Genomic DNA, 25,485 nt, shown 5'->3' with positions numbered 1-25,485 from the left:
CGCCGGAGGAACAGTATGACACGCGAAAAAATCTATCTCTTCGACACGACGCTCCGCGATGGGCAGCAGACGCCCGGCATCGATTTCTCGGTCGAGGATAAGATTGCGATTGCGACCATGCTGGATGAATTCGGCCTGGATTATGTCGAGGGCGGTTACCCCGGCGCCAACCCGACCGATACGGCCTTCTTCAACGAGAAACGCACGAAATCGGCGCGCTTCGTCGCCTTCGGCATGACGAAGCGCGCCGGCATCTCCGCCTCCAACGATCCCGGTCTGGCGAGCCTGCTGCAGGCGAAGTCCGACGCCATCTGTTTCGTCGCCAAGAGCTGGGACTATCACGTCAAGGTGGCGCTCGGCTGCACCAACGAGGAGAACCTCGAAAGCATCGCAGAAAGCGTCAAAGCGGCCGTTGGCGCCGGCAAGGAAGCTCTCGTCGATTGCGAGCACTTCTTCGACGGCTACAAGGCCAATCCCACTTATGCGCTCGCCTGCGCCAAGACCGCCTATGATGCCGGAGCCCGCTGGGTCGTGCTCTGCGATACCAATGGCGGCACGCAGCCGCCGGAGGTGCGCGCCATCGTCGAGGCCGTCATCGCCTGCGGCGTTCCCGGCAACTGTCTTGGCATCCATGCCCATAACGATACCGGCCAGGCGGTCGCCAATTCGCTTGTCGCGGTCGAAGCCGGAGCGCGGCAGATCCAGGGCACGCTGAACGGCATCGGCGAGCGCTGCGGCAATGCCAACCTGATCACGCTGATCCCGACGCTGGCGCTGAAAAGAGCCTATAGCGAGCGCTTCGAAACGACGATCGATGCCGAGCGGCTGGTGGGCCTGACCGGCCTTTCGCATGCCTTCGACGAGCTGCTGAACCGCTCTCCGGACCATCAGGCTCCTTATGTCGGCGCCTCTGCGTTTGCCACCAAGGCCGGCATTCATGCGTCGGCGCTGCTGAAGGACCCGCGCACCTATGAACACGTGCCGCCGGAGAGTGTGGGCAACTTCCGCAAGGTTATGGTCTCCGATCAGGGCGGCAAGTCGAACTTCATCAATGCGCTGAAGCGGCGCGGCATCGAGGTCGGCAAGGACGACCCCAAGCTCGACCAGCTGATCCAGATCGTCAAGGAGCGGGAAGCGACAGGCTATGCTTACGAAGGCGCGGATGCGAGCTTCGAGCTTCTGGCGCGGCGCACGCTCGGCACCATCCCGGAATTTTTCGCGATCGACGGTTTCCGCGTCATGGTTGAACGCCGCTTCGATTCCCACGGCCGGGTGAAAATCGTCTCGGAAGCAGTGGTCAAGATCATCATTGACGGCGAGACCATCATGTCGGTTGCCGAAGGCGACGGTCCGGTCAACGCGCTCGACCTGGCGCTGCGCAAGAATTTCGGCAAGTACCAGCACGAGATCGACGATCTGGAACTGGCCGACTTCAAGGTGCGTATCCTCAATGGCGGCACGGAGGCCATCACCCGCGTTCTGATCGAATCCACGGATAGCGACGGCGTACGGTGGTGGACGGTCGGCGTCTCCGAAAACATCATCGACGCATCGTTCCAGGCCCTGATGGATTCCGTCATCTACAAGCTGATGAAAAACCGGCATATGGCCGGCAGGATCGCGGCGGAGTGATCCGCCGCCCATCAAAAAGCTTGACGATGCCGTCAATGAAATGAATTAGCCATGCCGCATGCATTGGAGTAATCCCGTCTCAAATAACAGAAAATGACGGGAAAAATTCATGGCCACCGATGCGGTCCAACCTGAAACCAAGAACAACGACGCTGTCCGGGGCTTCGGCTTCGCACTGACCGCCTATCTCTTCTGGGGCATTCTGCCGCTCTATATGAAGGCGCTCGCGCATATCTCGGCGTTCGAGGTCATTGCCCATCGCATTGTCTGGTCGGTGCCCGTGGCCGGCATCGTGTTGCTGGCGCTTGGCCGTCTGGGTGATATCAAGGCGGCATTTCGCAATCCGCGCACGATCGCCATGGCGTCGCTGACCGCAGCGCTCGTCACCGTCAACTGGGGAACCTATGTGTGGGCCATCGGCGCCGGCCATTCGCTCGATGCCGCCCTCGGTTACTTCATCAATCCGCTATTCAGCATCGCGCTCGGCGCGATCCTGCTCAAGGAAAAGCTGGCGCCGACGCAGATCGTTGCCATCTGCCTTGCAGCGATCGCTGTCATCATCCTGACGGTGAAGGCCGGCACCGTACCTTGGGTGGCGCTGACGCTGACCTTCTCCTGGGGCTTCTATGCCTTCTTCCGCAAGACCCTGCCTGTTGGCGCCAATCAGGGCTTCTTCATCGAGGTGCTGCTGCTCTGCGTTCCGGCAGCGCTTTACATCCTCTATCTCGAGGCGCGCGGCGAAGGTCACTTCTACCAGACCGGCCTTTCGGATACGGCGCTTCTGCTCGGCTGTGGGCTGGTAACGGCGCTGCCGCTGATGATCTTTGCCAACGGCGCGAAGCTTCTCCGAATGTCGACCATCGGCATCATGCAGTATATCGCACCGACCATGGTCTTCCTGATCGCCGTCTTTTTGTTCAAGGAGCCGTTCGACACGCCACAGCTCCTCGCATTCTCGCTGATCTGGGCCGGTCTCGTGCTCTACAGCTGGTCGATGCTGCGTCAGAGCAGAGAGCGCTGACCAGCGGACCTGGTTAGCGCTTCCTCAAAGCTTGGAAATGACGGCCTCTTCGCCGCCGCGGTCGCCATGCGTCTCGGCGGCGTGTTTGCGGATGGCCGGAATGATATCGGCAATCTTGTCGATGACGAGCGGCTGGACGCGATGGGCGGTATGGACGAAGCCCTCTTCCGTCATATGGCGGATAAGCTCCATCATTGGATCCCAGAAACCGTTGATGTTGGCAAAGACCATCGGCTTTTCGTGTCGGCCGAGCTGACCCCAGGTCATGATCTCGACGATCTCTTCCAGCGTGCCGATACCGCCTGGCAATGCCACGAAGGCGTCGGCGCGTTCGAACATGCCATGTTTGCGCGCATGCATGTCAGGCGTTATGATGAGCTCATCGAGTTGACCGAGCGAATGGCGCGTCGCTTCCATATCGACGAGAAATTCCGGGATGATGCCGGTAACCTGACCGCCGTGTGACAGCACGCCGCTAGCGACAGCGCCCATGATGCCCTTCGTTCCGCCGCCATAGATCAGGCGCAGGCCGTTTTCGGCAATGCTTTTGCCTAGTTCGCGGCCGGCAGCCATATGGGAGGGATCGCGTCCCGGCCGTGAGCCGCAATAGACGCAAATGGATCGAATTGGCGTGGAATCGTCGGTCATAGATGCAAACAACTATGCTGCAGATGCTCAGTCAAGATTTTTCAAAGGAAAACTTGTGCCACTACATGCGAAAATGGCTGAGAAAGCTTGTAAAAGCAGGCGAAATCGCTAGCAATTTCAGGAGTTGCGACGACTTCGCCGCGTGGAGATGAATGATGATGAAGAACCGTGCCGGGTGGCTGGCTCTGTTGGTGTTGGCAATTGCGACCCTGTTGATGGTCTTCTTCGTGATGCCGCGCATCAACGGCGACAAGACCCCGATCGGCAATGTGGTCAATCAAGCCAGCAACGCGGTGAAGAATACGATCGACGAGAACGCACAGAAGGCTGGCGAGACCGCCCAGAACGCGACCAAAGCCACGCAGAATGCGGTGTCGACGGCGGTCGGCACGGCAGACGTCACCAAGAAGCTCACCGAGCTGACGGGTGCGGCAAAGACCTCCCTCACCGATCTCAAGGCGCTGTTCAAGGATGGCAACGCGCCGTCTCAGGATACCTTCACGGCCGCGAAGACGAAGGCAGCCAACGCGCTGCAATCGATCGTAGGCTTTATGCTTCCCGAGGGGATCGACGCAACAACGACAGGACTTGTGAAGAAGGTTCAGGACGGTGCGGGCAAGGCGCTCGCCATCATCCAGTCTCTTCCCGACAATGGCGCCGAAGCCAGCGCGGCGATCGACAAGGCCTTTGCAGCGCTGACCGGTCAGCCGGCGCCTGAGACGGCTGCTGCAGCCACTCCGCGCGTGCCGTCCTTCGACGTGTTGCGCGTCGAGCCGGATGGCTCGACGGTTATCGCCGGCTCGGCCGAGCCGAATGCCAAGTTGGAAATCGTCGACGGCGAAAAGGTGGTCACGACGACCAATGTCGGGCCGAGCGGCGATTTCGCCGCCGTACTCGACAATCCGCTGCAGCCCGGCGATCACGAATTGGTGCTGCGGGCCACCGGCAAGGACGGCAAGGCCGTCAGCTCCGAGGAAGTGGCGACCGTCTCCGTGCCGAAGGACGATTCCACCCAGGTTCTCGCGATGGTATCGAAACCGGGCGCCGCGAGCCGCATCATTACCGCACCGTCAGCCAAGCAGGGCCGCGTCGTGGCGGGCGAAGAGGCCTCGGCGGCGGGTGCACAGGCCAAGGCAACGGATAGACCGACGGCGACGGACGCCACGCCTCAGGAAGACGGTGCGGTAGTTGCATCCGCCAATCCGGCGGCAGGCACGGCCACATCGCCGGCAGCAAAGACGGAGGCGGATCAGGACGTCATGGTCAATGCGGTAGAGATCGAAAACGATCATATCTTCGTTGCCGGCACCGCGAAGCCGAATGCCAAGGTCCGCGCCTATGCCGATGACAAACTCATCGGTGAGAATGCTGCGGGTGCGGACGGTCATTTCGTCGTTGACGGCCCCATGCCACTTGCGGTCGGCGATCACAAGATCCGCGTCGATGTGCTCGACGGATCCGGCAAGGTCGTCGTGCGCACCAGCGTCAATTTTACCCGTCCCGAAGGCAATCAGGTGACGGTTGCGGCACAGCCGCCCGCTGCTGCCAGCGGCCAGGATCCAGCGGCAGCAGCAAGCATGGTGCCGCTCGATGAGGGCGAGCTTACCAGGCTCAGAGAGGGTGCCGGCAAGGCCTTTGCGCTTCTGAAGGGTCTCTTTACCGACGGCAAGCAGCCGAATGCGGAACAGCTTGCCGCCGCCCGCTCCGGTACGGAAATCGCGCTGAAGTCGCTCTCGGAATTCCGCCCGACCATCAAGGCGAGCGCCGAACTCAAGAAAGCTGCGGCCGATGCCTCCAGTGCGGCCGGCAAGGCGCTGGCTGCGCTCGTCACCTTGCCGAAGGACCCGAAATCGGTCGCCGCCGCTCTGCCCAGCCTGGAACAGATGATCGCCGTCATCACCGCGCCGGCACAGACGCCGCCAGCACAGCCGAATGTCGAAGTCTCATCCAACGAGCCGAAGACGATCGAGCAGGCGCCGCTTTCGCCGGACACCAATGCCGTCATCATCCGTCGCGGCGATACGCTGTGGCAGATCTCGCGCCGCATCTATGGTGCGGGCGTGCGCTATACGACGATCTATCTGGCAAACGAAGACAAGATCAACAATCCGGACCGGATTCTGCCGGGTCAGGTCTTCGGCCTGCCGAAGGACGCGTTGCCGAATGCCGAGGCGCTTCATCGCAAGCGGCTTTCGGGCGAGCATCTCTAGCGACAGCCAGCATACATCGTGAATATTGCCGGCGGCCGGGCTCATCAGTGCCCGGCCGCTGCTTTTATACGGCATGAAAATAGTATAAGCGTCGCCCGACCCCACCGCCTTCGAACAATGGCCACGTCTTGGCCGGAAGGCTCGCCAGCCGGCTGTGCAATGCTGCCACACCCGGCTGCCCAATCATTCGCCGGAGACGGACATGGCAGGCCAGAAGAAAACCATATCGGCAGATTCCAGCAATCCGTTGAACACAATCGTCAATCTCTGGCCGTATATGTGGCCGAGCGGGCGCATGGATCTGAAGATGCGGGTGGTATGGGCGTCCGTCTTCCTGCTGGTTTCGAAATTCTTCCTGCTGCTGGTCCCCTATTTCTTCAAATGGTCCGTCGATGCGCTGAATGGTAAGCTCGACATGCAAGGCATTCTGCCTGCCTTCCTCGTCGGCCCTATCGCTTTGATCATCGCCACGAACGCGACGCGCCTGATCCAGCTCGGCCTCAACCAGCTGCGCGACGCGCTGTTTGCGAGCGTCGGCCAACATGCGGTGCGCCAGCTCGCCTACAGGACCTTCGTGCACATGCACGAACTCTCGCTGCGCTTCCATCTGGAGCGAAAGACCGGTGGCCTCTCGCGCATCATCGAGCGCGGCACGAAGGGTATAGAGACGATCGTCCGTTTCACGATCCTCAACACGATCCCGACCTTCATCGAATTCCTGCTGACGGCCATCATCTTCTGGCGCGGCTACGGCTTTTCCTACCTCGCCGTGACGGCTGCCACGGTCTGGCTCTACATCTGGTTCACCGTCAAGGCGAGCGACTGGCGCATCTCCATCCGCCGGACGATGAACAACAGCGACACCGACGCCAATACCAAGGCGATCGATTCGCTGCTGAACTTCGAGACGGTCAAGTATTTCGGCAATGAGGAGATGGAAGCCAAACGCTTCGATCAGTCGATGGAGCGGTATGAAAAGGCGGCCACCAGCGTCTGGACGTCCCTTGGCTGGCTGAACTTCGGCCAAGGCTTGATCTTTGGCCTTGGTACGACAGTGATGTTGGTGATGTCCGGCTGGTCGGTTCTGAACGGCCATCACACGGTTGGCGACTTCGTCTTCATCAACGCCATGCTGCTGCAGCTCTCCGTGCCGCTGAACTTCATCGGTTTCGTCTATCGCGAAATACGCCAGGGGCTGACCGATATCGAGGAGATGTTCGATCTGCTCGAGGTCAAGCCCGAAGTGGTCGATGCGCCTGACGCCAAGGAGCTCGTCATCGGCAATGGCGCCATCTCCTTCAAGGACGTGCATTTCGCCTATGATCCGGCCCGGCCGATCCTGAAGGGCATTTCTTTCGAAGTACCGGCCGGCAAGACGGTCGCCGTGGTCGGGCCTTCTGGCGCCGGAAAATCGACGCTGTCGCGCCTGCTCTATCGCTTCTACGATGTGCAGAGTGGGACGATCACCATCGACGGCCAGGACCTGCGGACCATCACGCAGAAAAGCCTGCGTAAGGTCATCGGCATGGTGCCGCAGGATACCGTGCTCTTCAACGACACCATCGCCTACAACATCCGCTATGGCCGGCCGGGTGCCAGCGAAGCGGAGGTGACGGCGGCCGCCGAGATCGCGCAGATCGGCGAGTTCATCCGCAACCTGCCCGAAGGCTTCGAAACCAAGGTCGGCGAACGCGGTCTCAAATTGTCCGGCGGCGAGAAGCAGCGCGTCGCGATTGCGCGCACCGTTCTCAAATCGCCGCCGGTTCTGATCCTCGACGAGGCGACCTCGGCACTCGACACGACGACCGAGCGCGAAATACAGGCCGCTCTCGATGTCGTTTCCAAGAACCGCACGACACTCGTCATTGCTCACCGCCTGTCGACGGTGATCGGTGCCGACGAGATCATCGTGCTGAAAAGCGGTGTCATCGCGGAGCGCGGCACTCACGCCGATCTGCTGGCGCGGAACGGGCTCTACGCCTCCATGTGGAACCGCCAGCGCGAGGCGACACAGGCCGAGGAGCATCTGAAGCAAGTGCGTGAGAGCGACGATCTGGGCGTTATCGACCGGCTGGCGCCGGCAAGGTGAGAAAACCCGCGGAAGCGCTGCATTCCGCACACCATGGCAGATATGGCGGGCGCTGCTGTTATGCACCGATTGTTGTCACGAGACTGAGATGACAGCTTGCTAGGTACGAGGGTCTTTTTTGAACGGAGCCCCCAAAATGCGTACTTTTGCCAAAGCTTTAAGCCTGTTGCTCGTCGTCGGCCTCGCCTCGCCGGTTTTCGCCGAAGATGCCAAGCCTTTCGCCGATGCCAAGGAAATCAACCTTCTCAATCTGCTGCCGCCGCCGCCCGCCAATGATTCCGCACAGATGAAGGCGGAGCTCGGCGAAATCCTGACGATCCAGGTGACCCGCACGCCGGAAATGGCGGCTCGCGCCGTGGCCGATGCCGAAGAGAATGTCTGGCGCTTCTCCGACGTCATCGACAGTCCGAAATTCACCAAGGAAAACCTGCCGAAGTTCTCGGCCTTCTTCGATCGCGTCGTGGAGACCGAAGGCGCTGTCGTCGATCCGGCCAAGGATGTCTGGAAGCGGCCGCGCCCGCACCTCTACAGCGATCTCGTAAAGCCGATCGTACCGCTCTCCAAATCCGGCTCCTATCCGTCCGGCCACACGACCGTCGGCACGTTGATGGGCATCGTGCTCGCGAACATGGTGCCGGAAAAGCGCGCTGCCATCATGGCGCGGGCCTGGGAATACGGCCACAACCGCGTCGTCGGCGGCATCCATTATGCTTCCGATATCGAAGCCGGCCGCATCGCAGGAACCGTCATTGCCCAGACGATCATGACGCATGACGACTACAAGACCGAGTACGAAGGCGCCAAGGCAGAACTGCGCGCCGCTCTCGGCCTCTGATTTCCGATCGCCGACGCAGAACATGGAGGCCGCCGTCATCGGCGGCCTGTCATTGCGTCCTTCACGGGTTTCCACAGGCAACACTTTTCAAGTCAGGGGAACGTTGGCATCGTGCTCGACGCGGATTGCGTTGAGGACGAGCGTGCGGAAGCATTGCCCATGACAGAGTTTGCCTGTAGTCACGCTCGACAGGTAATCAGAGCAAGACCGCTTATCTTGTTCTCATTCTTTTGACTGGCATGATCTTGCCTGGGACCGGAGCCCGGTTCCAGGTGGGAATGCCCTAACGGAGTAGACCGTAGATGAGCTTGATGAACAGCGTACGCAATGTCATCGTTCCCATACACAAGGAGGGCTATCCCTTCGTTGCAGGTTTCTTCGTCGCGTCGCTGGTGCTCGGTTGGATCTTCAAGCCGCTCTTCTGGGTCGGTCTGATCCTGACGCTGTGGTGCGCCTATTTCTTCCGCGATCCCGAACGCATGACGCCTCAGGATGACGATCTGGCGATATCGCCGGCCGACGGCAAGGTTTCGAGCGTGCAGATGGTGACGCCGCCGGCCGAGCTCAACCTCGGCAGCCTGCCGATGCTGCGCATCTCGATCTTCATGAACGTCTTCGATTGCCATGTGAACCGTTCGCCGATGCGCGGCCGCATCACCAACATCGCCTATCGCCAGGGCAGCTTCCTCAATGCCGAACTCGACAAGGCGAGCGAACAGAACGAGCGCAACGGCCTGGTGATCGAAACGAAGCATGGCGAAATCGGCGTCGTGCAGATTGCCGGCCTCGTTGCCCGCCGCATTCTTTGCTTCGTCCATCCGAACGAGCCGCTGGACGCCGGCGAGCGCATCGGCCTCATCCGCTTCGGCTCGCGTCTCGATATCTTCCTGCCGGAAGGTGCTTCGCCGCGCGTTGCCGTCGGCCAGCGGGCGATCGCCGGGGAAACCGTCATTGCCGAATTCGGCTCGGCCAAGGGTGCAACCATCAGCCGCCGCAGCTGAAGTATAGGAACACGAGTGCGATGAAGACGCCTTTTCCGCCATTCGAGCCGCATGGGCCTAACGACGAAGCGCGCGGACCGCGCCTCCGCGAAATCCCGTTGCGGCTGATGGTGCCGAACATGATCACCGTGCTGGCGATCTGCTCAGGCCTGACAGGCATTCGCCTCGCTTTCGAAAACCGTTACGAACTGGCCGTTGTTGCCGTGCTGGTCGCCGCCTTCCTCGACGGCATCGACGGGCGCGTCGCGCGGCTGATGAAGGCGACCTCGAAATTCGGCGCGCAGATGGATTCGCTTGCCGACATCGTCAACTTCGGCGTTGCCCCGGCGCTCGTCGTCTACGTCTTCCTGCTCGATCAGGCCCGCTCGCTCGGCTGGATCGCTGCACTGATCTACACGATCGCCGCCGGATTGCGGCTCGCCCGCTTCAACGTCATGGCCGAGCGCGAGCATAAGGCCTCATGGCAATCGGAATATTTCGTCGGCGTACCGGCCCCCGCCGGCGCCATGCTGGTGCTGCTGCCGGTTTATCTGGGCTTTCTTGGGCTGACGCCGGATCGCACCTTCGCCTTGTGGGGCGCGGCCTACACCGTCCTCATCGGCTTTCTCCTAGTCAGCCGTCTGCCGGTCTGGTCCGGTAAATCGGAAGGCAACGGCGTAAGGCGCGATCTGGTTCTGCCGATCATGCTCGGCCTTGTCGTCTATGTCGCGCTGCTGATGAGCTATACGTGGCATGTCATGGTCGTGACCGTCGTCATCTATTTGCTGTCGCTGCCCTTCGGCGCACGCTCCTGGGCGAAGAAATACGGCACCTACACCATCAACGGTCCCGCCGATCCCAATGTCGATGATTCCAATGATGACATAGGCCGGCATATCTAGAACCCGCATATTGCCGCGCAACAGCGCTCCGGCGGCTTTGCCGCGCTGCAACCGCAAGTCGGCAGGTCTTCCTTATCAATCAGAGACATGGCGATCGCTCATCAGAGCAACCGCAAGGCGGCTCGGGACGATATTTCCGCGGCGTCGAACATTGCGGCAGTGCCGATTCCACACGAGGTTTCGGGCGCTAATCTCTCGAAATATGGTCGTTGTTTACAAAAGCTGATTGGAAAACGCCTTCGATTTGTCATGATTTACGACAAAAAGCACTACTCGACTGTGAATCGAAAAATGCTCCGGGGGAGCATGGTGAGGAGTGAAACATGACGCAGAAGAAGGATCAGCCGGCACAACCGCAGGCAAAGATCGATCCCAGCAAGCATTATCGTCCGCTGGGCCTGAAAGCCGTTCTGGCAGCCCACCTGATGCTGAAGACGAAGCCGCTCAAGAAGAAGATCGCCTGAGAATATCGTTTTGCCCGCCGCCGACCGACACCGGCAGGCAACATTTCCGGTCACTGGCCGCCGAATGGCGGCCGCTCAGAGAAGACTTAGCTGACCATCTTCCGGATCCGCCTTCTTCGGCGGTTTCCTGACCGTATCGAGTGCTATGGGCGTCTGCACATCCGGCCCCATATTGGCAACTTTGTTGACGCGATCCGAAATCGGGATCGCCTCGAAAAAATCCTCCTGGACCGGCTTCATCAGATCGAGCACGTCGCGGGGTTCCTGGGTCTTGCAATCGAGCCAGCGGGCAAAATCCTCCGGCTTGATGACGACGGGCATGCGGTCGTGGATGGATCGGATTGCGCTGTTTGCCGCCGTCGTCAGGATCGCACCCGTATCGACCTCAGAACCGTCGGCCGACGACCAGGTTTCCATCAGCCCGGCAAACGCGATGACACCGCCCCTGCGAGGCCGGATCCAGTAGGCTTGCGGCTTCTCCCCGCTTTCCTTCGGCGGCCGATGCCATTCGTAGAAGCCGGACGCCGGGATGAGGATGCGGCGATGGCGCATAGCCGCGCGGAAGGATGCCTTGCCGATGGCCGTTTCCGCTCGCGCATTGATCAGCAATGGGAATTCCTTGGGGTCCTTTACCCAATCGGGCATAAAGCCCCAGCGCACGAGCAAGGCGCGGCGATCCGGCAGGTTGCTGCCAGGCCGCTGCCTGTCGCCCGAGATGACGACGAGGATCGGCTGTGTCGGTGCGATATTATAGCGCGCGGGAAAAACCTCGTTCAGCAGGACGCCGAGCGCCTCCCCCACTTGGTCTGCCGTCGATATCAAAGCGAAACGTCCGCACATGGGGCTTGTTTTGCACCCGCAAGGCATCGGGTCAAGCCTAAGGTCAGCCGCGCGGACCGAAGAGAATGATCCCCGCGCCGGCAAGACAGACGGCCGCCCCGGAAATATCCCATCGATCCGGCGGCCGCCCTTCGGCGAGCCAGAGCCAGAGAATGGAGGCGACGATATAGACGCCGCCATAGGCGGCAAAAGTGCGCCCGGCCGCCTCGCTCGGCACCAATGCGAGCAGCCAGGCGAAGAGTGCCAGCGATATCAGGCCAGGCGCCAGCCACCAGACGGGCTTCGACAGACGCAGCCACGCCCAGAAGGCAAAGCAGCCTGCAATTTCAGCAAGAGCCGCCAAAGCATATAGCCCGTAGATCATCCCCGATCGTCCCTGTATCGGCGCATTCAGAATCGCGGTTCCGCCGGAAGCGAGTTAAGAGGCTTTCCCGCGGGACAGCAAGCGCCGTTTCCTGTAGAAATGGCCGCAGATGGCTCATCGCCATCGCGCATCGATCTTCCTGTCCAAATATAAAGCAATCCATGACCTCCAATCCTCGCCCTGCCTCCTCCGCCATTCTTGAACGCAATGGCCGCTTCCTGCTGGTGTTGCGCAGCAATCCGCCGTCTGCCGATATGTACGCCTTTCCGGGCGGGCGGGCCGAAGACGGAGAGACGCCGACCGACGCGGCGCTGCGCGAATTCAAGGAGGAGACGGGCATATCCGCGCGCAATCCCCGGCTGTTCGAGACTTACGACCTGCGCTCCCACGCGGCGGACGGGACTCTGACGAGCCACTTCCTGCTCTCGGTCTTCCTTGTGGAGGCCGATGAGGATGCAGTCGCCGAAGCCGCCGACGATGCGGCTGCCCTTGGCTGGTATACGGTGGAGGAGGTACGCACCCTACCCGTTCCGGCCAGCGTGCTCGAATGTGTGGAACGGCTTGCCGCAGCAAACCCATAGCTCGGCCCCGAAATTAACGATGCTGAGCAATATCGGCGTGGAAACCGCCTGCCGCGCCTTGTTCCGGTCATGCTTGTCCGGTCAACATGGTTACATGATTCATAACAGCCTTGGCCAACCGCTTCTGATCTGCATCGCGCTTGCCGCAGCCTTTCCCGTTGCAGCACAGCCGGCAGCAAACGCGCCGTCGGCACAGGGGCCGGATAGCGGGAACGCGGAGCAGCCGGCACCTTACGACCAACAACTGTCCCGCCTTTCCGAAATCCTCGGCTCGATCGACTATCTGCGCAATCTCTGCAGTCCGACACGTGAGGATGGCTGGCGGGGCGACATGCAGCAATTGCTCGACACGGAAACCAAGAGCGAGCCGAAACGAAGAGAAAAGCTGACTGCCGCCTTCAACCGCGGGTATCGGTCCTTTGCGTCGGTTTACACGAATTGCACGCCACAGGCCCGCCTTGCGGAAGAGCGATACCGTAACGAAGGTGCAACACTGGCGACAGAAATCACCGCGCGCTTTGGAAATTAACGATTTATTAACCTCTTTTCATAGCGAGCCGTGTCGTTTTGGGAAAAGGCTGATAAAGTTATTAAGCAAGTGGTAAGGACATGAACGTCTCGAGGAAAGAAACAATGGAAGCCAGCCTGAACGAAATCGACGACATGATCGTTCATGAAAAGATGCAGGCAGCGCTGGAATACCAGAACGAAGCTTGGGCGGACGGTATGGCTGACGGCATCGAGCCCGAAATCATCGCCGACGCGGCCATTGCCCATGCGATTCGCGAGACGATCCGGATTCAAGGGGAACAGGGTGCCGAAGCCTTGCTCGAATCGCTGCGCGAACGCATGCTCGCGGGCGAATTCTCCCCGAACCGCACCCTGCAATAACAATCAGAGATTGCTTATGCGTATCTTTCCAGGCGATGCGTTTTCCCGTTCCATTGCCTCCCTCGCTGCCGTAACCCTGATTTTGGGCAGCACGGTCCTGCCGCTGCCGGCCGGCGCCTTTTCTCAGCTTAATCCGCCAGCCCTCCGGGCGAAAGATACAACACAATCCACACAGCAGAAGAACGAGAAGCCGATCGAGCAGGCACTGGAAGCACCCGCCAACAACGCGCTGCCGGCGCCCGATCCCTTGATCGACAAGCAGGCCGCACAGAGCAGCGGTGGCGCTTCCAGCACCGGCAAATCGGTCGAGTTCCTCTTCGATATCGACAAGGCGCCCGAGCCGGTGAAGAAGCTTCGCGCCGCGATCGTGGAGGCTGCCGCTTCCGGCGATCTCGAGCGCCTGCGCCCGCTGATGAATATCGGTGGCGGCCTGAAGCAGACCCAGGTCACGGCCGACGATCCCGGCGAAGACCCGATCAAGACGCTGCATGACCTATCGGGCGATCCAGATGGCATCGAGATCCTGTCCATTCTCCTCGACATCATGTCGACTGGCTTTGCCCATGTCGGTCAGGGAACCCCGGACGAGGTCTATGTCTGGCCCTATTTCGCCGAAAAGGACATCAAAACGCTCTCCACGCCGGAGAAGGTCGATCTGATGCGCATCGTGACGGCCGGCGACTATGCCGACATGCTGGAATTCGGCGGCTATAATTTCTACCGTGTCGGCATCACGCCGGACGGCCGCTGGAAATTCTTCACCTCGGGCGAATGATCCGGCCGGGGAACTTGCAGTTCCCCGCCGAAGGCCCTACCTCTGCGTAATGAAGCATGTCGCGCAAAAGTGCGCAGCGGTTTTGCGACAACGACATGCGCAAGATCAGAGACCTGAAGCGCAGGAAGCGATCTGAAAGATCGCGACGTGCTTTAGGCCAAATCAGCGGAACCATCATGCCAGCCGTATTTCTGAGAGAGCGCTCCTTCATCCGCATTGCCGGCGCGGAAGCGGAAGCGTTTCTGCACAATCTCATCACCACCGATCTCGTCTCGCTTGGCGCCGATGCGGCTCGCCCCGGCGCATTGCTGACACCGCAAGGCAAGATCCTGTTCGACTTCATGATCTGGCGGGATGGCACCGGCTTCATCCTCGAAACCGACAGTGAGCAGCGAGAATCCCTGCTGAAGCGGCTCACCATGTATCGGCTCCGCGCCAAGGTCGATTTCGTCGCGGAGGACATACAGGGCGTCACGGCCGCATGGGGAGATGCCGCAGCGGACGGGCCCAAGGACAGCCGCTTCGCGAAAGCGGGCATTGTGCTGACACGTATACCTGGCGAGCACGGCAGCGATCCCGAGACACTTTATGACACGCTGCGGATCGCCAGCGGCATCGCCGTTTCCGGCCGCGATTTCGCATTGCAGGATGCTTTCCCACACGATGTGCTGATGGATCTGAACGGCGGCCTCGGCTTTCGCAAAGGCTGCTATATCGGCCAGGAAGTGGTTTCCCGCATGCATCATCGCGGCACGGCGCGCAGGCGTGTGGTCATCGTCAGCGGCAGTTCCGAATTGCCCCCCTCCGGCACGGAATTGACCGTCGGCAGCAAGCCGATCGGCGCGCTGGGGTCGACGGCCGGCAATGCGGGCCTTGCCATCGTCCGCATCGACAGGGCCGGCAAAGCCATTGCCGAAGAGGCGCCGATAAGGGCTGGCGAAGTCGACGTCACCGTGTCTCTTCCAACATGGTCCGGCCTCTCCTTTCCCACCCGCGCCGATGAGGCGTCGGCATGACATCGGCGACGGCCGCGCGCGCCTGGCAGCGCATGCTATCCGGTCGCAGGCTCGACCTGCTTGATCCATCGCCCCTCGATGTCGAGATCAGCGATATTGCGCACGGTCTTGCTCGTGTCGCACGCTGGAACGGCCAGACCTCCGGCGACCACGCCTTTTCGGTGGCGCAGCATAGCCTTGTGGTAGAGGCGATCTTTCGCCATCTCAATCCGGCAGCGCCCGACGAACTGCTTGCAGCATTGCTGCATGACGCGCCGGAATATGTCATCGGCGACATGATCTCGCCGTTCAAGTCCGTCGTCGGCGGCGATTACAAGGCCGTGGAGAAGCGGCTCGAGGCGGCGATCTACCGGCGCTTCGCTCTGCCCCCGCATTGCGCACCGAAGCTCAAGGAAAAGATCAAGAAAGCCGATACGATCTCGGCCTATTTCGAGGCGACGCTGCTTGCGGGCTTCACGCCCGACGAGGCACGCAAGTTCTTCGGTCAGCCGCGCGACATCACGCGCGAGATGCTGCCGATCGAACCTATGCCAGCGATCGAGGCGCAGCGGCTGTTTCTCAAGCGCTTCGAAGCGATCGAGGCGGAGCGCGCTGCCATGAGGGTTGGGGCGTGACCGGGATCGTCGTGTCGCCGCTTGCACGCATCGCCGAAATGGCCGTTCGCCACGGCACGCGCGAAATGATCAGCCTGATGGCCAAGGATCACAGCTTCCACCGCCCCGCCGTTATCCAGGCGGATCGGCATCTGCTGCTCCATATGAACGACATCAGTTTTGCCGGGACAGGCGATCTCGTCGCCCCGCAGGAGGCACATGTTCGTGCCATCATCGATTTTGCGACCGGCTGGGATCGAACCGCGCCTTTGCTCATCCATTGCTGGATGGGCGTCTCCCGCTCGCCGGCGGCAGCGCTGATCGTGGCTTTGGCCGTTCATCCCGAGCAAGACGATGTAGTGCTGGTGCGTCGCCTGCGAGCAAGCTCGTCATTCGTCACGCCGAACGCCCGGCTGGTCGCCATCGGCGACGATTTGCTCGGGCGCCAGGGGCGCCTGGTGGCCGCCGTCAAAGAGATCGGCCGCGGCGCGGATGCCGACGGCAATGCGCCTTTCACACTGCCCTTGGCCAGCTAGCACGCCGACGGTCATCCAATCATCGCCAGATGGACCAAACGCAGCAGAACAGCCAAGCCGGGCACCGGCCGCGTCAGCGACTGGATTTACTCTCGCTTCTCTGGCTCGCCGGCTTCCTATCGAATGACGGCACATGCCAGACGCTTGCCGGCACCGCCCACAGGCTGGCTGCGGTAATCGTCCGAATTTTCATGGATCATCAGCGTGCGGCCGCGGATGCCGTTCTTGCCGTTCAGCGATACCATGCCGTTGAAGACCTGCGCGCGCAGCTTGCCATCCTGATCGACATACTGGTTGGTCATATCGCCGGCATGCGGCCCGTTCGCCGCGAGGAAGCCGTGTTCCGCCTTGGTGGGATTGAAATGACCGCCGGCGGACTCGAAGCCGTGCGTATGCTCACACCGGCTATTTTCATGGATATGGAAGGCGACCCAGCGATTGGCGGGCATGCCCGACACTTCCATCTCGATCAGCACGCCCTTTTTGCCCTCAGTCAGTGTTGCCCGCCCGGCCTGCTTGCCGTCGAGACCGATAAAATCCGCAGTGGCGGTATTTTGACTTTGGGTTTGCGCTGCGGCGGGCGTGGCTGCAGCAAGAGCGAGAATTGCAACGATCATCAGCCGCTTCATGGAACACCCTCCCTGTTCTGCGTGGCAATTGCCCAACGCACGGCAGGCATGACTGTTCCGGCGAATGAAAAAAAGGCACGACATCAAAAATGATGCGGCAGCTTGCCGGTGCTTCGGCAGGCCGCCTTCTCATACGGGGAAGTGCTTGTCAGGCCGCTGCGCCGTTGGCCTCATACTGGCCGTAGGTACTGTTGTAGGCGTCCATCGGCGACAGCAGATCAAGATCGTAGCCAACACTGGATTCCGGCGACTTTGCCGTCGAGGCAGCATCGGCACTCGGCAATTGCATGAGCTTGGCGATAAGGTTGCCCAATGCGCTGCTCGAACCATCGGCGGCAGCACCGGGATCGTCGGCTTCGAGAATGCCGGGGCGCTCGGCCGCCGCGCGTTCCCCTTCGCTCAAAAGACCATCGCCATTCGAATCAAGGCGCGAGAGCGTGCCACGATACGGATAGGAGCTGTTGGATATGGAAGAGACATGGGACATACAAACCTCCTGAGGTAGGAGCCGCCTCATGCGACGTCGTTTGTACACAAAACATTCAGAGCTAAAACTAGGAACTGCTATTAAGCTGCTTCGCGCTCCCGGTAAAGCCAAATTGTTAATGAGTATTAACCATAGTTCCCAAGCGGTAAATCCAGATTTCCTAATATCTGTTTAGCGACGGTTTGTCAGACGACGCGGCATAATCTCCTGAAATCATAAGCGAATCCGGCGATCTGGTCTTACCCGGCGCGCAGTTTCGTATATGGTGCGACGGATTGCCCATGGAGAGACATGATGGAATTGCTGCCGCTCGTCATCCTGATTGTCGGTATCGTGGTATTGCGAGGCCACAACCTTAAGATAAAGCAGCTGGAGGCCCGCGTTCAGGAGCTGCAAAACGCTCTTGCGGGCAAGATACCGGCAGCGGATGCGGGCGAATCGATTCCGGCGGCTTACGCCGCCAAACAGCCCCTCCAAGACGAACCGAAAGTGGCGATCGCAGATGCGCCCAATACCGGGGACCCTGCCCTCGTCGCACGCGAGACGGCGGATATGGCCGAGGAGGAGGCCGCTCCTTCTGCGGCACAGGCCTCCGCTCAAGCGAAGGAGAGCCTGGAGAGCACGATCGGCGCACGCTGGGCCGTCTGGGTCGGCGGGATCGCGCTGGCACTCGGCGGCATCTTCATGGTCAAATATTCGATCGAGAGCGGCCTTCTCAGCCCCGGCGTGCGTCTGGCTCTCGCGGCACTCTTCGGCCTCGCCCTGATTGCAGCAGGCGAAGTGGTCCGCCGTCGGGCCGCGCCGGTTCTGAACAATGCCTTCCGGAATGCGATGATCCCTGGCGTCTTGACGGCGGCCGGTGTCGTCGGCCTGTTCGGCTCGACCTATGCGGCGCATGCCATCTACGAATTCATCGGCCCCACGACCGCCTTCATTCTTCTCGCGCTGATTTCACTCGCCACGCTCGGCCTATCGCTGCTGCATGGGCAGGCGCTTGCCGGCCTCGGCCTGCTGGCGTCGATGGTGACCCCTGCCCTGATCGCTTCTACCGCTCCACGCCCCTCGGTACTCTTCGGCTATCTGGTGCTGACCTGGCTTGCGACCCTGCTGGCGTCACGCCTGCGTCGCTGGCTGATCGCGCCATCGCTCGCAAACGGGCTGCTGAGCTTCTGGCCCCTGCTCTACATCGCCTTCAGCCCGGTCGTCGATCTCGCGCCGGTCACACTTTCCATGCTGGCCATGATCGGCGGCACGATCTTCCTGTGGCCGGGACACTATCCAATCTCCGAAGCGGCGAACAAAGACACCGCAACAGCGCTGCCCGGAGACATGCCCAAGCAAGTGAGCGCTGGCACGGAATGGATAGCATTTCTCGCGCGGCAGCCGCTCGGCATGACGCTGACGGCCGCGATCGGCGCGCTCGCGGTATCGCTCTGCCTCATCAATTACAGCCTTCGACATGGATATCCCATTGTCGACGCCACATTCATGTTTGCGGCGATCGTCGCAGCGGTTGCAGCCTTCGGGGCCGGCCGCCTGCATGCGGCCTGGGCAACGATCCTGTCTGCGCTCGTCGCCGTTGTCGGCACGTCCGGCGTTCTGACCAACTGGATCGCCGGGACCGAACCCACGGCTACGGATGGAACCGCCAGCCTGCAGAACACCGTGCTCTGTGAGGTGCTCGGCCTCGGCGCCCTCTTCGTGCTGATCGGCGCCTTTTTCCTCAGGCGCTTTGCCAAAGCAGAGAAACCCTATGCCGCTCTCTGGAGCCTTGTCATGGCCGCCACGCCGCTGGCGATCGCGACGGTCAGCTTCGTTAACTTCGGCAACTGGACGCTCGACTGGCTGCATGGGCTCTACGGCGTCGGGCTGGCACTAGTTCTCATCGCGCTTGCAGAATGGCAGCACCGCCGCGACGGAGAAGCCTTGAATCTGCCGACGAACATCCTCGCGGCCGGCTCTTTTGCGGCAGCCGCCTTCGCCCTGCATACGCTTGCGCATCATGCCATCGCGACGATCCTGCTGCCCGCTGTCGGCATCGCCTACCTTTTGGCAGGACGCCTGCGCAATTGGCCAGTTCTGCCATGGACCATGGTTGCCGCGCTGGTCATCGCCATGGGGCGCATCGCCTGGCAGCCGACGATCGTCGACCCCTCAGAGCTCGGTACGACGCCGGTCTTCAACATGCTGCTTGCCGGATACGGCATTCCTGCGGGTCTCGCCGTTCTTGCGGCGTTCATCACGCGTCATTCGCCGAGCCTGCGGCTACGCAATGCCTTGCAGGCGCTCGCCTGCTTTCTCGTGCTGCTAACAATCGCCATCCTCGTGCGCCATGCCACGAATGGCGGCGTTCTGAACGATGCGGCTCCCACACTCGGCGAGCAGTCGATCTACACGCTGCTGGCAATCGGTGCTTCCGCAACGCTGATGGCGCTCGATCTCAGCGCCGCAAGCCCTGTCTTCCGTTACGGCGCCATGGCGCTCGGCGCCATTTCGGTCTTCATGATCCTGACCCTGCATCTGATTGGGCTGAATCCATTCATGACGGGCGAGAGCACGGGCCATATCCCCTTCTTCAACCTGCTGCTGCTCGCCTATCTTCTGCCTGCCGCCGCCTATGGCGGATTGGCGCTCTTTGCCCGCAGCCGGCGTCCCCCACCCTATGTCGCAATGCTGGCTGTCGCGGCGGCCGTGATGGCCTTCGCATGGGCAACCTTGTCGGTGCGGCGCTTCTGGCAGGGCGAGTACATTCCCTTCTGGAACGGCTTCATCCAGGGCGAGCTCTATTCCTATTCCGTCGTCTGGCTGCTGATCGGCATCGCGCTTCTCGGGCTCGGTGCCCGCTTCGAGGCACGGAGCCTGCGCATCGCCTCGGCGGTGCTTGTCTTCATCGCCATCGTCAAGGCCTTCCTGATCGACATGGCGAACCTTGAAGGCTTCCTGCGGGCATTGTCCTTCATCGGTCTCGGCGCCGTGCTGATCGGTATCGGCCTGTTCTACCAGAAAATCCTGACAGCCAGGAAAGCGACGGGGTGATTGCGGTTGATACATTGACCCGATAGGACAATGAAACCTGCCGACTGACCATTCCGGAGCAAATGTGACAATGGATACCGACAAGATGGCGCGAGCCTTCGCACCCTTCGAAGCGCTGGCTGCGGATCTCATTCCCCACGCCGCGGACGGCGACGACGGTTCGCACGATATCGCCCACATTCTCCGCGTCTTCCGCAATGCTATGGCAATCCAGGCCGAGGAAGGCGGCAATGCGCGGATTCTCGCCGCCGCCGTACTGCTGCACGATTGTGTTGCCGTGGAAAAGAATTCGCCGCATCGCGCGCAGGCCTCGCGGCTCGCTGCCGAGAAGGCTTCGGGCATTCTGCGGCAACTCGGCTGGACGGACGACGATATCGCCGCTGCCGCGCATGCGATCACCACGCATAGTTTCTCCGCCAATCTGCCGCCGGAAACGTTGGAAGCGAACATCCTGCAGGATGCCGACCGGCTGGATGCCATCGGCATGGTGGGCGCTGCGCGCTGTTTCTACATTGCCGGGCGCCTGGGTTCTGGCTTATACGACCCCTTCGATCCGCTGGCGAGCGAACGACCGCTTGACGACAAGCGCTTCGCCATTGATCATTTCGAGACAAAGCTGTTCAAACTGGCGGACGGCTTCCAGACCGAGACCGGCGCCAAGCTTGCCGGAGCACGGCATGACAGGCTGAAGACCGTGCTGGCAATGTTCATCGACGAAATCTGAGGGTTATCCATGCGCGTCAGCGATCTTTTCATCTATCCCCTCAAGAGCGCGCGCGGCATCGCCATTCCGTCGGCAGCCGTCGATGCTTTCGGCTTCGCCGGCGATCGCCGCGCCATGCTGGTCGATCCCTCGGGCAACTTCATCACCCAGCGCGAATTGCAGGCATTGGCCCGGATCGACATCCAGCCGGCTCCTTCTTATCTGCGCCTGAAGATGGAGGGCAAGCCGGACATCATCGTGCCGCCACCCCATCCTGACAACCGCATGGACATCGTCGTCTGGAAATCAGCCGTCAACGCCTCCGTCGCGGATGAGGACACCAACAAGGCGCTGTCGGCATGGATGGGCCGCGAGGTCAAGCTGGTCTTCTTCGACAGGCTGGCCAAGCGTATCGCCAATCCGGAATGGGCGGGCGAGGATACGCCCGTCACCTTTGCCGATGGCTATCAGATTCTGGTCACCACCACCGGCTCGCTGAAGGCGCTCAACGCCGATCTTGCCGCTCATGGCGAAGGCACCGTCGGCATGGAGCGCTTCCGCCCGAATATCGTCATCGACATCGACGAGGAATGGCCGGAGGATCGCTGGGCGGCGATCGAGATCGGCGGCATCCGCCTCGACCTCGTCAAGCCCTGCTCACGCTGCATCATGACGACGCAAGACCAGCGGACCGGCTCGCGCGATGTACCCAATCCCATGCCAGCCATGGGCCGCATCCGCATGTCGGCCGACCGGCGGGTGCCCGGCCCGCTCTTCGGCTGGAATGCCGTACCGCGCGGCGAAGGCACGGTGAAGATCGGCGATACGGTAACGGTGCTTGATGAACGGCCTGAAGGCTGGGCCTTCAAGCGGCGCTAGAAACACGCCATTTGCATGCCATTCTGCTCAGCCTTTGGCGACAAGGCTCGGCGATACCATGCCATCATGAGGCGACGCGACGGCAACCGCCTTCAAGGCTGCCTGCATGAAGCCATCGCGTGCCGCGGCGATCTCTATGCCGCGCGGCTCGTAGACGTGGCGATGCAGGAAGAAGCCGGTTAGCCGGAAGGCGGCGGAAAGGCTCTCCCGATCCGCGGCGATCATGGCTCCGGTCGTCAGAAACGGCGGCAACGCCAGCATCTTGTCTGCCCAGGGCATGCCGGCCGCCCGGCAAACGGCACGCCCGGATTTCGGCGAAACGAAAGCCAGATCTTCACGCACGCCGGTTGCCGCGCATTCCGTCAAATCGAGGCCGAAGCCGAGATCGTTCAGCACGGCAAGTTCGAAGCGCACGAAGAGTTCGCCGGCATCGGCGGGGTTCTGCAGGTTTTCCAGAATGACATCGAGCGCGTCATAGAGATGCGGATGCGGATCGCGCTCCGGCAAGAGCCGCAGCAATGCAGCCATTGCCTGCACGCCATAGACGGCAGTCGCGGTTTCCATCAAACGCGCGGCCCTGAGGGTCACCGGCTCCATACGAAATTCGCCGAGATGTTCGTGCAGCCTGGCGCGCCAGGTGACCTCGACGAGATTGCCGGCCTGCAGCACCGGCTGCATGGCGCGCGAGCGGCCGGACCGTACCAGCCCCATATGGCGACCACGGCCACGCGTCATCACCTCGGCGACGACGCTGGTCTCGCCGAGACGTTTGACACCCAGAATGATCGCATGGTCCTGCCATTGCATCGGCCGGCTGCCCCGAAAGATTTCTGCGATTCGAGTTTAGGACAAACCGCTGCGGCTGTCACATGGCACGAGGGGAGCCGCCGGCCAGCGCCTCGACAAAGAAACGCATGGCTTGCTCGTCGAAGGGCTTGTTCAAAAGCGGCACATGCCGCAGATCGGCAGGAAAATCGAGCGTATCGGAATAACCGCTGACGAAGCCGAAGGGAATGCCGCGTTCCATCAACAATCTGGCAAAGCCGAAACTCGTCGACTCCCCGAGATTCACGTCCAGCATCGCAAAATCATAATGTTCGGAATGGATCGCGTTGACCGCCTGTTCCAGATTCGAAGCAATCTCAATCTGCTGGATACCTACTAGACGAAGGATTTCCTCGGTCTCCATTGCAATAATGAGATTGTCTTCCAGTATAAGCACGCGCTGAAACGTCATATCAGCGCCATCCCTGCACGTATACGCCAGCTGGCGCCGCCCGTAAAAAGTCCCGCATCGATCCCTCCGGCGCCAATCATCGGCCCGTATTGAATGGATGGTTTGTTCCATCCGTCTTGGCTCAGTCTCTTGTGACATGACTTTGCCTCCAATCCGCTTCGCACTTTTTGCACTGCGGTACTATGGGCTCGTCACCATGCTCCAATCGCTTTTCCAGCCGGGGTTAGTAAAAGGTGAAACTGGTAGAAAAGTGACGATAACAATAATCTATGCTGATACAGTTATTGCCAGCATTTAAAAAAGACATGCCGTTTGCTCGAAAGCCGCGCTCAGATGAAGGGACGCTTGCCCGAATCAAAACCGTCCCAGCCGGCAAGCTTTGCAAGCCCATCGCCATCCAGAACCTCGCAACCTCGTTCCTGCCAAAGGAGCAAGCCACGAGATGCCAGTTTTTTCAAAGTCTTATTGGTATGGACGACCGATAGGCCGAGCGTATCGGCGACATGCTGCTGCGTGATGGGGATGACCTTGCTGCCATTGAAAAGGCGGAGGGTGCTGGCGCGCTGATGCAGATAGGCAATGAGATAGGCTGCCCGCTCGACCGCGGAGCGTCGACCGATGCTCAGAAGATGCTCATCGAGGATCCGCTCCTCGCGCGATGCGATCCAGGTCAGATCATAGGCCAGCGAGGCATGAGAATTGTAGAGCGTCATCAGCTCCGTGCGCTCGAAAACACAGAGCGATATCGGCGAGAGCGCTTCCGTCGAATGCTGCATCTCGCCCATGATCGATCCCTGCAATCCGATAAGATCGCCGGGCATCACGTAGTTCAGGATCTGGCGGCGGCCATCCTCCAGCGTCTTGTACCGAAATCCCCAGCCGGAGAGGATGGTGAAAAGGTGAGCGCTATGCGCGCCTTCGAGGAAGATCGTGGCGCCGGCATCGACAAGAAGCTCCCCCTTCTTGAAGCCGCTGATGAAATTCAGTTCGTCACGCTCGAATTCTCGGAAATGCGGCAGCGATCTCAGCGGACATTGCTCGCAGGGCGTGCGCCGCCCATGCACCATCGCTGCTGCCTTCGCCATGAAACACCCCTCAAATTACAGTGGTAAACAGAATGCGCCCAATAAGCCACTGTAATATTAAGCGTTCGAGGAACGCAAACTTTCGTCAATGCGGGAAGTCGAGCCCCATTTCCCGGAAGCGCTCGGGGTCATCCCCCCAGTTTTCACGGACCTTGATGAAGAGGAAGAGGTGCACGGGCTGTTCCAGGATTTCGGAAAGCTCCTTGCGGGATGCGGTAGAGATCGCCTTGATCGTCTCGCCGCCCTTGCCGAGAGCGATCTTCTTCTGGCTTTCGCGCTCGACGTAGATCACTTGTTCGATGCGCACGGAGCCGTCCTTGCGCTCTTCCCACTTTTCCGTCTCGACATGCGAGGAATAGGGAAGCTCCTGATGCAGGCGCAGAAACAGCTTTTCGCGGGTGATTTCGGCGGCGAGCTGACGCATCGGCAGATCGGAAATCTGATCTTCCGGATAATACCAGGGACCTTCCGGCAGGGTCTTTGCCAGATAATCCATGACGTCGTCGCAGCCGGAGCCGTTTTCCGCCGAGATCATGAAGGTCTGCTCAAAGGCAATCTTCTCGTTGGCTGCAGCAGCAAGCGCCAGCAGGTCCTCGCGGCGAACGCGGTCGATCTTGTTCAACACCAGAATCTTCGGCTGGGAAACATCCTTCAGCCCTTCCAGGATCGCCTCGGCATCGCCGCGCAGACCACGCTCGCTATCGATCAGCAGCATGATGAGATCGGCGTCCTTGGCGCCGCCCCAGGCGGACGTCACCATGGCACGATCAAGACGGCGGCGCGGCTTGAAGATGCCGGGCGTGTCCATGAAGACGATCTGCGCATTGTTGTGAATGGCGATGCCGCGCACGATGGCGCGAGTCGTCTGAACCTTATGGCTGACGATCGAGACCTTTGCGCCGACGAGCCGGTTGACGAGCGTCGACTTACCGGCATTGGTGGGCCCGATAAGAGCAACGAAACCCGAATGCGTCGGGCCGATATGTTCAACCGCGCCGTCGTCGGCGGGCGTGTCCTGCTGATTGGTCATTTTTTCCGTCATTCTCCGGCAG

Annotated in this window: 27 protein-coding genes; 18 read left to right on the top strand and 9 right to left on the bottom strand. The window is 60.8% G+C overall.

Annotated elements, in window-relative coordinates; all coding sequences use genetic code 11:
* The first annotated feature begins 15 nt into the window (after positions 1-15).
* Complete coding sequence (cimA, locus tag C7U61_RS06915) at positions 16-1,632, top strand: citramalate synthase (RefSeq protein WP_106997412.1); 1,617 nt, start codon at positions 16-18, stop codon at positions 1,630-1,632.
* A gap of 109 nt (positions 1,633-1,741) precedes the next feature.
* Positions 1,742-2,653 carry an EamA family transporter RarD gene (gene rarD, locus C7U61_RS06910; RefSeq protein ID WP_106997411.1) on the top strand — a complete coding sequence of 304 codons (912 nt, stop codon included), beginning with the start codon at positions 1,742-1,744 and terminating at the stop codon, positions 2,651-2,653.
* Between the two features lie 24 nt (positions 2,654-2,677).
* On the opposite strand, the gene C7U61_RS06905 is transcribed toward rarD, so the two are convergent.
* A complete protein-coding gene (locus tag C7U61_RS06905; RefSeq protein ID WP_106997410.1) occupies positions 2,678-3,301 on the bottom strand; it encodes a TIGR00730 family Rossman fold protein in 624 nt (207 codons plus the stop codon).
* A gap of 155 nt (positions 3,302-3,456) precedes the next feature.
* On the opposite strand from C7U61_RS06905, the gene C7U61_RS06900 reads away from it, so the two are divergent.
* The 6 genes from C7U61_RS06900 to C7U61_RS19490 all read left to right on the top strand — a co-directional run bounded on the left by C7U61_RS06900 (position 3,457) and on the right by C7U61_RS19490 (position 10,781).
* Positions 3,457-5,511 carry a LysM peptidoglycan-binding domain-containing protein gene (locus tag C7U61_RS06900; RefSeq protein WP_106997698.1) on the top strand — a complete coding sequence of 685 codons (2,055 nt, stop codon included), beginning with the start codon at positions 3,457-3,459 and terminating at the stop codon, positions 5,509-5,511.
* Between the two features lie 202 nt (positions 5,512-5,713).
* Positions 5,714-7,600 (top strand): ABC transporter ATP-binding protein/permease, encoded by a 1,887-nt coding sequence (locus tag C7U61_RS06895; protein WP_106997409.1) that lies wholly within the window; start codon positions 5,714-5,716, stop codon positions 7,598-7,600.
* A gap of 136 nt (positions 7,601-7,736) precedes the next feature.
* Entirely contained in the window at positions 7,737-8,435 is a 699-nt protein-coding gene (locus C7U61_RS06890) for a phosphatase PAP2 family protein (RefSeq protein WP_106997408.1), read from the top strand.
* Positions 8,436-8,737: 302 nt separating this feature from the next.
* Entirely contained in the window at positions 8,738-9,436 is a 699-nt protein-coding gene (locus tag C7U61_RS06885) for a phosphatidylserine decarboxylase (protein WP_106997407.1), read from the top strand.
* A gap of 20 nt (positions 9,437-9,456) precedes the next feature.
* On the top strand, positions 9,457-10,317 hold the full coding sequence (gene pssA, locus C7U61_RS06880; protein WP_106997406.1) for a CDP-diacylglycerol--serine O-phosphatidyltransferase: 861 nt from the start codon (positions 9,457-9,459) through the stop codon (positions 10,315-10,317).
* 323 nt (positions 10,318-10,640) lie between these two features.
* The gene (locus tag C7U61_RS19490; RefSeq protein ID WP_015339320.1) at positions 10,641-10,781 is read left to right on the top strand and encodes a hypothetical protein; all 141 of its coding nucleotides are present in this window, start codon (positions 10,641-10,643) and stop codon (positions 10,779-10,781) included.
* A gap of 75 nt (positions 10,782-10,856) precedes the next feature.
* Here the strand turns inward: C7U61_RS19490 and C7U61_RS06875 are convergent, their stop codons facing one another.
* Both C7U61_RS06875 and C7U61_RS06870 read right to left on the bottom strand, forming a co-directional pair.
* Positions 10,857-11,621 carry an SOS response-associated peptidase gene (locus C7U61_RS06875; RefSeq protein ID WP_106997405.1) on the bottom strand — a complete coding sequence of 255 codons (765 nt, stop codon included), beginning with the start codon at positions 11,619-11,621 and terminating at the stop codon, positions 10,857-10,859.
* A gap of 43 nt (positions 11,622-11,664) precedes the next feature.
* Positions 11,665-11,985, bottom strand: coding sequence for a YnfA family protein (locus C7U61_RS06870; RefSeq protein WP_106997404.1), 321 nt, complete (start codon positions 11,983-11,985; stop codon positions 11,665-11,667).
* A gap of 161 nt (positions 11,986-12,146) precedes the next feature.
* Between C7U61_RS06870 and C7U61_RS06865 the strand changes: the two genes are divergently transcribed.
* The 7 genes from C7U61_RS06865 to C7U61_RS06835 all read left to right on the top strand — a co-directional run bounded on the left by C7U61_RS06865 (position 12,147) and on the right by C7U61_RS06835 (position 16,377).
* Positions 12,147-12,566, top strand: coding sequence for an NUDIX domain-containing protein (locus tag C7U61_RS06865; RefSeq protein WP_106997403.1), 420 nt, complete (start codon positions 12,147-12,149; stop codon positions 12,564-12,566).
* A 94-nt stretch (positions 12,567-12,660) separates the two neighbouring features.
* The gene (locus tag C7U61_RS06860) at positions 12,661-13,095 is read left to right on the top strand and encodes a TIGR02301 family protein (protein ID WP_181315812.1); all 435 of its coding nucleotides are present in this window, start codon (positions 12,661-12,663) and stop codon (positions 13,093-13,095) included.
* Positions 13,096-13,199: 104 nt separating this feature from the next.
* Positions 13,200-13,457: a hypothetical protein gene (locus tag C7U61_RS06855; RefSeq protein ID WP_015339315.1), complete on the top strand. Its 258-nt coding sequence runs from the start codon at positions 13,200-13,202 to the stop codon at positions 13,455-13,457.
* 16 nt (positions 13,458-13,473) lie between these two features.
* The gene (locus tag C7U61_RS06850; RefSeq protein ID WP_106997401.1) at positions 13,474-14,232 is read left to right on the top strand and encodes a hypothetical protein; all 759 of its coding nucleotides are present in this window, start codon (positions 13,474-13,476) and stop codon (positions 14,230-14,232) included.
* 176 nt (positions 14,233-14,408) lie between these two features.
* Positions 14,409-15,248, top strand: a complete 840-nt coding sequence (locus C7U61_RS06845) for a folate-binding protein YgfZ (protein WP_106997400.1) — start codon at positions 14,409-14,411, stop codon at positions 15,246-15,248.
* Positions 15,245-15,862 (top strand): HD family hydrolase, encoded by a 618-nt coding sequence (locus C7U61_RS06840; protein WP_106997399.1) that lies wholly within the window; start codon positions 15,245-15,247, stop codon positions 15,860-15,862. The genes C7U61_RS06845 and C7U61_RS06840 overlap by 4 nt, the downstream gene beginning before the upstream one ends.
* On the top strand, positions 15,859-16,377 hold the full coding sequence (locus tag C7U61_RS06835; RefSeq protein ID WP_106997398.1) for a tyrosine phosphatase family protein: 519 nt from the start codon (positions 15,859-15,861) through the stop codon (positions 16,375-16,377). Before C7U61_RS06840 ends, C7U61_RS06835 begins: the two co-directional genes overlap by 4 nt.
* Positions 16,378-16,493: 116 nt before the next feature.
* Here the strand turns inward: C7U61_RS06835 and C7U61_RS06830 are convergent, their stop codons facing one another.
* Together C7U61_RS06830 and C7U61_RS06825 are read right to left on the bottom strand one after the other, a co-directional pair.
* A complete protein-coding gene (locus C7U61_RS06830; protein WP_106997397.1) occupies positions 16,494-17,006 on the bottom strand; it encodes a superoxide dismutase family protein in 513 nt (170 codons plus the stop codon).
* Positions 17,007-17,154: 148 nt separating this feature from the next.
* The gene (locus C7U61_RS06825) at positions 17,155-17,493 is read right to left on the bottom strand and encodes a hypothetical protein (protein ID WP_106997396.1); all 339 of its coding nucleotides are present in this window, start codon (positions 17,491-17,493) and stop codon (positions 17,155-17,157) included.
* A gap of 291 nt (positions 17,494-17,784) precedes the next feature.
* Here C7U61_RS06825 and C7U61_RS06820 point away from each other — a divergent pair, with 291 nt between their 5' ends.
* The 3 genes from C7U61_RS06820 (at position 17,785) to C7U61_RS06810 (ending at position 22,111) form a co-directional block, all read left to right on the top strand.
* Positions 17,785-20,529, top strand: coding sequence for a DUF2339 domain-containing protein (locus C7U61_RS06820; RefSeq protein WP_245410763.1), 2,745 nt, complete (start codon positions 17,785-17,787; stop codon positions 20,527-20,529).
* 85 nt (positions 20,530-20,614) lie between these two features.
* On the top strand, positions 20,615-21,253 hold the full coding sequence (locus C7U61_RS06815; protein WP_106997697.1) for an HD domain-containing protein: 639 nt from the start codon (positions 20,615-20,617) through the stop codon (positions 21,251-21,253).
* A gap of 9 nt (positions 21,254-21,262) precedes the next feature.
* Positions 21,263-22,111 (top strand): MOSC domain-containing protein, encoded by an 849-nt coding sequence (locus tag C7U61_RS06810; RefSeq protein ID WP_106997394.1) that lies wholly within the window; start codon positions 21,263-21,265, stop codon positions 22,109-22,111.
* 27 nt (positions 22,112-22,138) lie between these two features.
* Here C7U61_RS06810 and recO read toward each other — a convergent pair whose 3' ends face one another.
* The 4 genes from recO to era form a co-directional block, all read right to left on the bottom strand.
* Complete coding sequence (recO, locus tag C7U61_RS06805; protein ID WP_106997393.1) at positions 22,139-22,918, bottom strand: DNA repair protein RecO; 780 nt, start codon at positions 22,916-22,918, stop codon at positions 22,139-22,141.
* 58 nt (positions 22,919-22,976) lie between these two features.
* Positions 22,977-23,486, bottom strand: coding sequence for a response regulator (locus C7U61_RS06800; protein WP_245410762.1), 510 nt, complete (start codon positions 23,484-23,486; stop codon positions 22,977-22,979).
* 191 nt (positions 23,487-23,677) lie between these two features.
* Complete coding sequence (locus C7U61_RS06795) at positions 23,678-24,433, bottom strand: Crp/Fnr family transcriptional regulator (RefSeq protein ID WP_106997391.1); 756 nt, start codon at positions 24,431-24,433, stop codon at positions 23,678-23,680.
* An 85-nt stretch (positions 24,434-24,518) separates the two neighbouring features.
* Positions 24,519-25,463, bottom strand: coding sequence for a GTPase Era (gene era, locus C7U61_RS06790; protein WP_106997696.1), 945 nt, complete (start codon positions 25,461-25,463; stop codon positions 24,519-24,521).
* Between the last annotated feature and the right edge of the window lie 22 nt (positions 25,464-25,485).

Source organism: Rhizobium sp. JAB6 (assembly GCF_003024605.1).
GTDB lineage: Bacteria > Pseudomonadota > Alphaproteobacteria > Rhizobiales > Rhizobiaceae > Rhizobium.
This window is presented reverse-complemented; position numbering and strand designations above follow the sequence as displayed.

Bases quoted from the DNA above. Each gene is read 5' to 3' on its own strand.
- C7U61_RS06815 (WP_106997697.1), top strand. From the start codon at position 20,615: ATGGCGCGAGCCTTCGCACCCTTCGAAGCGCTGGCTGCGGATCTCATT.
- rarD (WP_106997411.1), top strand. From the start codon at position 1,742: ATGGCCACCGATGCGGTCCAACCTGAAACCAAGAACAACGACGCTGTC.
- C7U61_RS06860 (WP_181315812.1), top strand. From the start codon at position 12,661: ATGATTCATAACAGCCTTGGCCAACCGCTTCTGATCTGCATCGCGCTT.
- C7U61_RS06885 (WP_106997407.1), top strand. From the start codon at position 8,738: ATGAGCTTGATGAACAGCGTACGCAATGTCATCGTTCCCATACACAAG.
- cimA (WP_106997412.1), top strand. From the start codon at position 16: ATGACACGCGAAAAAATCTATCTCTTCGACACGACGCTCCGCGATGGG.
- C7U61_RS06865 (WP_106997403.1), top strand. From the start codon at position 12,147: ATGACCTCCAATCCTCGCCCTGCCTCCTCCGCCATTCTTGAACGCAAT.
- C7U61_RS06890 (WP_106997408.1), top strand. From the start codon at position 7,737: ATGCGTACTTTTGCCAAAGCTTTAAGCCTGTTGCTCGTCGTCGGCCTC.
- C7U61_RS06850 (WP_106997401.1), top strand. From the start codon at position 13,474: ATGCGTATCTTTCCAGGCGATGCGTTTTCCCGTTCCATTGCCTCCCTC.
- C7U61_RS06800 (WP_245410762.1), bottom strand. From the start codon at position 23,486: ATGTCACAAGAGACTGAGCCAAGACGGATGGAACAAACCATCCATTCA.
- C7U61_RS19490 (WP_015339320.1), top strand. From the start codon at position 10,641: ATGACGCAGAAGAAGGATCAGCCGGCACAACCGCAGGCAAAGATCGAT.
- C7U61_RS06905 (WP_106997410.1), bottom strand. From the start codon at position 3,301: ATGACCGACGATTCCACGCCAATTCGATCCATTTGCGTCTATTGCGGC.
- C7U61_RS06840 (WP_106997399.1), top strand. From the start codon at position 15,245: ATGACATCGGCGACGGCCGCGCGCGCCTGGCAGCGCATGCTATCCGGT.
- recO (WP_106997393.1), bottom strand. From the start codon at position 22,918: ATGCAATGGCAGGACCATGCGATCATTCTGGGTGTCAAACGTCTCGGC.
- C7U61_RS06820 (WP_245410763.1), top strand. From the start codon at position 17,785: ATGATGGAATTGCTGCCGCTCGTCATCCTGATTGTCGGTATCGTGGTA.
- C7U61_RS06875 (WP_106997405.1), bottom strand. From the start codon at position 11,621: ATGTGCGGACGTTTCGCTTTGATATCGACGGCAGACCAAGTGGGGGAG.
- C7U61_RS06900 (WP_106997698.1), top strand. From the start codon at position 3,457: ATGATGAAGAACCGTGCCGGGTGGCTGGCTCTGTTGGTGTTGGCAATT.
- C7U61_RS06830 (WP_106997397.1), bottom strand. From the start codon at position 17,006: ATGAAGCGGCTGATGATCGTTGCAATTCTCGCTCTTGCTGCAGCCACG.
- C7U61_RS06870 (WP_106997404.1), bottom strand. From the start codon at position 11,985: ATGATCTACGGGCTATATGCTTTGGCGGCTCTTGCTGAAATTGCAGGC.
- C7U61_RS06855 (WP_015339315.1), top strand. From the start codon at position 13,200: ATGGAAGCCAGCCTGAACGAAATCGACGACATGATCGTTCATGAAAAG.
- C7U61_RS06795 (WP_106997391.1), bottom strand. From the start codon at position 24,433: ATGGCGAAGGCAGCAGCGATGGTGCATGGGCGGCGCACGCCCTGCGAG.
- C7U61_RS06825 (WP_106997396.1), bottom strand. From the start codon at position 17,493: ATGTCCCATGTCTCTTCCATATCCAACAGCTCCTATCCGTATCGTGGC.
- C7U61_RS06810 (WP_106997394.1), top strand. From the start codon at position 21,263: ATGCGCGTCAGCGATCTTTTCATCTATCCCCTCAAGAGCGCGCGCGGC.
- C7U61_RS06845 (WP_106997400.1), top strand. From the start codon at position 14,409: ATGCCAGCCGTATTTCTGAGAGAGCGCTCCTTCATCCGCATTGCCGGC.
- C7U61_RS06895 (WP_106997409.1), top strand. From the start codon at position 5,714: ATGGCAGGCCAGAAGAAAACCATATCGGCAGATTCCAGCAATCCGTTG.
- pssA (WP_106997406.1), top strand. From the start codon at position 9,457: ATGAAGACGCCTTTTCCGCCATTCGAGCCGCATGGGCCTAACGACGAA.
- era (WP_106997696.1), bottom strand. From the start codon at position 25,463: ATGACCAATCAGCAGGACACGCCCGCCGACGACGGCGCGGTTGAACAT.